Below are 5,942 nucleotides of genomic sequence, written 5' to 3' on the forward strand. Positions count from 1 at the left end.
ATTTCGAAACGGTGCCGTGGAAGCAGCGAAGATGCGAACTATACGCCATCCCCTCCCCACCTGTCAAATACTCAAGAACTAAATTTCTATCCAAAACACTCAAATCCTACATATCATTGAGAATTTAGTTTCAACACCCTCACAACCGGCCTGCGTCCGACTGATGGCTACCTGAAAATCCTCCAACACTAAACTTGAAACCGCCCCCGCTTTACCTGCATCCCATATTGCAATTTTGCCGCCAAACTGTGATTGCGCAAAGCATGGGTGAGCGCCACCGCCAGCCCGTCGGCGGCATCAGCCTGCGGTTTGCCGGAAAGCTTCAGCATCTGCACCACCATGTGCTGCACCTGTTCTTTGGCCGCCTTACCCTGCCCCACCACCGCCTGCTTCACCTGCAAAGCCGTGTATTCGTACACCGGCAGCCCGCGCAACACCAGCGCCGCCACCGCCGCCCCGCGCGCCTGCCCCAGCATCAGTGTGGCCGCTGGGTTTACGTTCACAAACACCTGCTCAATGGCCGCCTGCGTCGGCTTATAAGTATCGATAATTTCGCCAATGTGCTGCACGATGATGCCGATGCGGCCGGCCAGCTCGTCGCCCGGGATGGTTTTGATGCAGCCGGAGGCCACATAGCGCTGGCTCTGCCCCACCACATCAATCACGCCGAACCCCGTTACCCGGCTGCCCGGGTCGATACCCAAAATCCGTATCGGTTTCTGCATAGTTCTTCCGTTTAATCGCCCAAACAAGTTTTTCAGGTAGCCTCAATATTAGGGATAACAGGCTACCTGAAAACAAATTGGCCGCATTATAAGCCAAGTTTTCAGGTAGCCTCCATGCCCGCCTGAGCCCGCAGATTTGAAGAAGCCTAGATAAAACGGTAAACTGCGAGCCGTTTCAACCTCTATAGAACCCCTCATCGCCGCGATGAAGCCCGCATTCGACATCAAATCCGCCCGTCTCGACGCGCTGGCCATCCAGCTCAACACCGCCGAAGAAGCCGCCATCCGCCGCACGCTAAACGAGCGCGCCGCCCAATACGCCGAGCTCAGCGACATGCCGCTTCTGCTCGACATCCAAGCCTTCAGCGAGCCCGGCGATTTGGATTTGGACGCCATCCTCGGCCTGTTTGCCGAACACGGCCTGCCCATCGGCACCCTGCGCCACCGCGGCGAAGCGTGGCAAACCCTCGCCCGAGAACACCACCTGGCTTTTTGCGAAGAAGGCATAAGCAACAGCGAAGAGCCGAAAGAGGCCGGCAGGCTACCTGAAAAAAGGCCAGCTGAAACTCCGGCCGCACCCCAGCCGGGAAACCGCAAAACCCTCGTAGTGGAAAAGCCCATCCGCACCGGACAGCAAGTGTATGCCGAAAACGCCGACCTCATCGTATTGGGCCTGGTGAGCGAAGGCGCCGAAGTGATTGCCGACGGCCACATCCACGTGTATGCCCCCCTGCGCGGCCGCGCCCTGGCCGGCGCCAACGGCGAGCACAGCGCCCGCATTTTCGCCCAATCCATGCAGGCCGAGCTGGTCTCCATCGCTGGTATCTACCGCACCTTCGACCAGCAGCTGCCCCCACACCTGCACCGCCAAGCCGTGCAGATATATTTACAGAAAGAGCGGCTTGCCATCGCCGCCCTCAGCGACATGATTTAAGGCAACACGCCAAACGCAACAAACTATTTAGGGCTTCAAATTTTCAGGTAGCCTTTTTCAGGTAGCCTCAAGCAGCCCGCACACCATTTCAAACCACAAATTCACCGAACAGAAAGGACTGTTACCGTGGCAAAAATCATCGTAGTAACCTCCGGCAAAGGCGGCGTAGGCAAAACCACCACCAGCGCCAGCATCGCCAGCGGCCTGGCCCTCAAAGGCCACAAAACCGCCGTGATCGACTTCGACGTCGGCCTGCGCAACCTCGACCTCATCATGGGCTGCGAACGCCGCGTGGTGTACGACCTGATCAACGTTATCCAAAACGAAGCCACACTCAACCAGGCGCTGATTAAAGACAAACACTGCGACAACCTCTTCATCCTGCCCGCCTCGCAAACCCGCGACAAAGACGCGCTCACCCGCGAAGGCGTGGAACGCGTGCTCACCGAGCTCACCGAAAAAATGGATTTCGAATTCGTGATTTGCGACTCGCCCGCCGGCATCGAAACCGGCGCGCTGATGGCGCTGTATTTTGCCGACGAAGCCATTGTTACCACCAATCCCGAAGTATCCAGCGTGCGCGATTCCGACCGCATTTTGGGCATTTTGCAGAGCAAGAGCCGCCACGCCGAAAAAGACGAGCAGGTGAAAGAACACCTGCTGATTACGCGCTACAACCCCGAGCGCGTGGCCAGCGGCGAAATGCTTTCCGTGGCCGATATCGAAGACGTGCTGCGCATCCCGCTCTTGGGCGTGATTCCCGAATCGCAGAATATCCTGCAAGCCTCCAACGTCGGCCTGCCGGTGATTCATCAGGAAGGCGTGGCGGCGGCCGAAGCGTATAAAGACGTGGTGGCGCGCCTGTTGGGTGAAAACCGGCCGATGCGTTTCTTGGAAGCAGAAAAGAAAGGCTTCCTGCAACGCCTGTTCGGAGGTTAAACCATGTCCTTGATCGATATGCTGTTTGGCAAGAAACCCAAATCTGCCAGCATCGCCCGCGACCGCCTGCAAATCATCATTGCGCAAGAGCGCGTGAAATCGCAGGCGCCCGACTACCTGCCCACCCTGCAAAAAGAGCTGCTGGAAGTGTTGTCGAAATATGTGCACGTGTCGCTCGACGACATCCGCATCTCGCAAGAAACGCAAGACGGCGTGGACGTGTTGGAGCTCAACATCATCCTGCCCGACATCCAGCGTAAACACGAAGAAAGCTAAACCATGACCCTAACCGAATTGCGCTATATCGTGGCGGTGGCGCAAGAACGCCACTTCGGCCGCGCTGCCCAGCGCTGCTTCGTTAGCCAGCCGACTTTATCGATTGCCATCAAAAAGCTGGAAGAAGAGCTCTCGGTGTCGCTGTTCGACCGCAGCAGCAATGAGGTTAAGCCCACCGACACCGGTGAGCGCATCATCATGCAGGCGCACCGCGTGCTGGAAGAGGCCGACCGCATCAAGCACTTGGCCGCTTCCGAGCAAAACGAGCTCTCCGGCGTGTTTAAGCTGGGGCTGATTTTCACCGTGGCGCCCTATCTGCTGCCGCGCCTGATTTTGTCGCTGCGCAACATCGCCCCCGGCATGCCGCTGATGCTGGAAGAACACTACACCGGCAACCTCACCGACTGGCTGAAAAAAGGCGAGCTGGACGCCATCGTGGTGGCCGAACCCTTCCAAGAGCCCGGCATCATCACCGAGCCCTTGTATGAAGAGCCGTTTTTCGTGATTGTGCCCAAGGGGCACGAGTTTGAAGAGCTGGACGCAGTATCCGTGCAGCAGCTGATGGATCAGCAAGTGCTGCTCCTGAGCGAAGGCAACTGCATGCGCGACCAAGTGCTGGAAAGCTGCAGCAAACTGGCCTCCCGCCAGCGCATCTCCGGGCTGGCCAACACCCTGCAAGGCAGCTCCATCAACACCATCCGCCACATGGTGGCCAGCGGCATGGGCATCAGCGTGCTGCCCTCCAGCTCGCTCACGGATAACGACCACCTGCTGTTTTCCATCATTCCCTTCGAGCCGCCCGTGCCCAGCCGGCGCATCGTATTGGCTTCGCGCCGCAACTTCGTGCGCCCGCAGGCCTTGCAGGCGCTGCGCCAGGCCGTGCTGCAATCCCAGCTCACCGGCGTGCGTTTTGCCGAAGCCTAAACCGCGGCATAGAGGCTACCTGAAAAAGGCTACCTGAAAACACCCGACCATTTTTCAGGTAGCCTTTAGCTTGGTTTTGTTTCACCTGCAAACCAAGTAAAATAGCGCGATTATTTTATTCACCCCACACCACCATGCTCACCTTCCAACAAATCATTTTCAAACTGCAAAACTACTGGGCCGGCCAAGGCTGCACCCTCCTCCAGCCGCTCGACATGGAAGTCGGCGCCGGCACCTCCCACCCCGCCACCTGCCTGCGCGCGCTCGGCCCCGAGCCCTGGTTTGCCGCCTACGTGCAGCCCAGCCGCCGCCCCAAAGACGGCCGCTACGGCAACAACCCCAACCGCCTGCAACACTACTACCAATTTCAGGTAGCCCTCAAGCCCGCCCCCGCCAACATCCAAGACCTCTACCTCGATTCCCTGCGCGAGCTCGGCATCGACCCCAAAGTCCACGACATCCGCTTCGTGGAAGACGACTGGGAAAACCCCACCCTCGGCGCCTGGGGCCTGGGCTGGGAAGTGTGGCTCAACGGCATGGAAGTCACCCAGTTCACCTATTTCCAACAAGTCGGCGGCATCGACTGCACCCCCGTGCTCGGCGAAATCACCTACGGCATCGAGCGCCTCGCCATGTATCTGCAAGGCGTGGAAAACGTTTACGACCTCGTGTGGGCGCAAACCCCCGACGGCCGCACCATCACCTATGGCGACGTCTACCACCAAAACGAAGTGGAACAATCCACCTACAACTTCGAATACAGCGACGCCGACTGGCTCTTGCGCCAATTCAACGACTACGAAGCCCAAGCCAAACGCCTGCTCGCCGTGGAAGACACCAGCCTCGCCCTGCCCGCCTACGAGCTCGTGCTCAAAGCCGGCCACACCTTCAACCTGCTGGACGCACGCGGCGCCATCTCCGTTACCGAGCGCGCCACCTACATCGGCCGAATCCGCGCCCTAAGCCGCGCCGTGGCGCACAAATATGTGGAAAGCCGCGAGAAACTGGGTTTCCCGCTGATGAACAAACCATAAGCGGCAAGCAGCAAAAAAGGGTTGGAATGTTCCAACCCTTTTGTTTTGCCTTCACGATATGGCATTAGCGCCATTCGCGGCATTCAAAACTTTCCGCCTTATCGACATCCCCGCCAGTATAAAACGCGATTTTCGGCCAGGCGCAAACCGGCATCTGTTTGTTCGGGAAGGACTTGCCTTGTGCAATCATGCGCTCGGAAGCTTGGTTTTTGCCGTGCCAGTTTTCTAAAAGCGTGAGCGGGTCGAAGTCGTTGAAGGCTTGTCCGCCGCCGCAGTGGTTCATGCCCGGCACCATAAACAGGCGGCTGAAACTTTGGGCGTTTTGTGTGTCGGCGTTCATCTGTTTGAACCATTCCACCTGGTCTTTGGCGGAGAACACGGGGTCAGATACGCCTGTTAAAACAATCAGTTTGCCGCCATGTGCTTTAAAACTCGACAAATCGGTGGAAACCGCGTCGTTAATCGCACCAGTTTGGTAGGTTTTGGGCGTGTCGCGGTCGAAATCGAATTTATGCAAATCAAAATTTGGCACGGCGGGGGTCATGAAATACCAAGTCAGCGAGCCTGCACCGAGCGTTACGCCTCGTGAATCGGGCTGGGCGGTTTGCGAGCTGCCCAGTTTCCATGCGCGCCAGTCGGGCTGGTTTAAGCCTGTGTCGTAATACCAGCCGCTGTAAATTGGGTTGCCGCGCGAGTCTTTCGCGCCGTCCATCACGGCTTGGAGCGCGGCGGTTTTGGCGCGGGACAATCCTGCGTGTTCGGCTTTGAAATCGCAGCTTTCCCACGCGTTGATGATGCCGTCTTTCAAGCCGTCGCGGGCATCGCAGCGGTTTTTCACGGCTTGGCTGACTTTATCCAAATCGGCTTGGGTCAAAGCGTTGGCCAGGATTTTGTTGCCCTGCGCGTCTTTGGGGGCGATTTTCATGAATTGTTGGTAATCCCACTGCTGGGCAACGGCGGCGCGGGAGAGGCGGAAGCCCGGGTTGTGTAAGGCGGCGGCAGCTTTTGCCCGAATTGGCAGTAGCTTTTGCACCGCCGCCGCGTAGGAAATTGTAGCAGCTTTTGCACTGATTTATCCCCGTTTAATGGTCTGTTAAACGGGGATTATCT

General features: G+C 57.9%; 7 protein-coding genes. 5 read left to right on the forward strand and 2 right to left on the reverse strand.

Annotation, left to right across the window (positions count from 1 at the left end; translation table 11 throughout):
• Window positions 1-188: 188 nt before the first annotated feature.
• Window positions 189-725, reverse strand: coding sequence for a crossover junction endodeoxyribonuclease RuvC (ruvC, locus tag A7P95_RS10905; protein ID WP_067595334.1), 537 nt, complete (start codon window positions 723-725; stop codon window positions 189-191).
• Between the two features lie 205 nt (window positions 726-930).
• Between ruvC and minC the strand changes: the two genes are divergently transcribed.
• The 5 genes from minC to glyQ all read left to right on the forward strand — a co-directional run bounded on the left by minC (window position 931) and on the right by glyQ (window position 4,832).
• Window positions 931-1,659 carry a septum site-determining protein MinC gene (minC, locus tag A7P95_RS10910; RefSeq protein ID WP_067595337.1) on the forward strand — a complete coding sequence of 243 codons (729 nt, stop codon included), beginning with the start codon at window positions 931-933 and terminating at the stop codon, window positions 1,657-1,659.
• Between the two features lie 126 nt (window positions 1,660-1,785).
• Complete coding sequence (minD, locus tag A7P95_RS10915; protein WP_067595341.1) at window positions 1,786-2,598, forward strand: septum site-determining protein MinD; 813 nt, start codon at window positions 1,786-1,788, stop codon at window positions 2,596-2,598.
• Window positions 2,599-2,601: 3 nt separating this feature from the next.
• A complete protein-coding gene (gene minE, locus A7P95_RS10920; protein WP_067595344.1) occupies window positions 2,602-2,874 on the forward strand; it encodes a cell division topological specificity factor MinE in 273 nt (90 codons plus the stop codon).
• Window positions 2,875-2,877: 3 nt separating this feature from the next.
• On the forward strand, window positions 2,878-3,798 hold the full coding sequence (locus A7P95_RS10925) for a hydrogen peroxide-inducible genes activator (RefSeq protein WP_067595347.1): 921 nt from the start codon (window positions 2,878-2,880) through the stop codon (window positions 3,796-3,798).
• Window positions 3,799-3,932: 134 nt separating this feature from the next.
• Window positions 3,933-4,832, forward strand: coding sequence for a glycine--tRNA ligase subunit alpha (gene glyQ / locus A7P95_RS10930; protein WP_067595350.1), 900 nt, complete (start codon window positions 3,933-3,935; stop codon window positions 4,830-4,832).
• Between the two features lie 64 nt (window positions 4,833-4,896).
• Here the strand turns inward: glyQ and A7P95_RS10935 are convergent, their stop codons facing one another.
• Entirely contained in the window at window positions 4,897-5,865 is a 969-nt protein-coding gene (locus tag A7P95_RS10935; RefSeq protein WP_218916371.1) for a tannase/feruloyl esterase family alpha/beta hydrolase, read from the reverse strand.
• Between the last annotated feature and the right edge of the window lie 77 nt (window positions 5,866-5,942).

Source organism: Eikenella longinqua (genome assembly GCF_001648355.1).
In the GTDB taxonomy this organism is placed as follows: Bacteria; Pseudomonadota; Gammaproteobacteria; order Burkholderiales; family Neisseriaceae; genus Eikenella; species Eikenella longinqua.

What these genes read in the sequence shown, in the direction of transcription:
- ruvC (WP_067595334.1), bottom strand. Translation starts at nt 725, where the DNA reads ATGCAGAAACCGATACGGATTTTGGGTATCGACCCGGGCAGCCGGGTA.
- minC (WP_067595337.1), top strand. Translation starts at nt 931, where the DNA reads ATGAAGCCCGCATTCGACATCAAATCCGCCCGTCTCGACGCGCTGGCC.
- minE (WP_067595344.1), top strand. Translation starts at nt 2,602, where the DNA reads ATGTCCTTGATCGATATGCTGTTTGGCAAGAAACCCAAATCTGCCAGC.
- A7P95_RS10925 (WP_067595347.1), top strand. Translation starts at nt 2,878, where the DNA reads ATGACCCTAACCGAATTGCGCTATATCGTGGCGGTGGCGCAAGAACGC.
- glyQ (WP_067595350.1), top strand. Translation starts at nt 3,933, where the DNA reads ATGCTCACCTTCCAACAAATCATTTTCAAACTGCAAAACTACTGGGCC.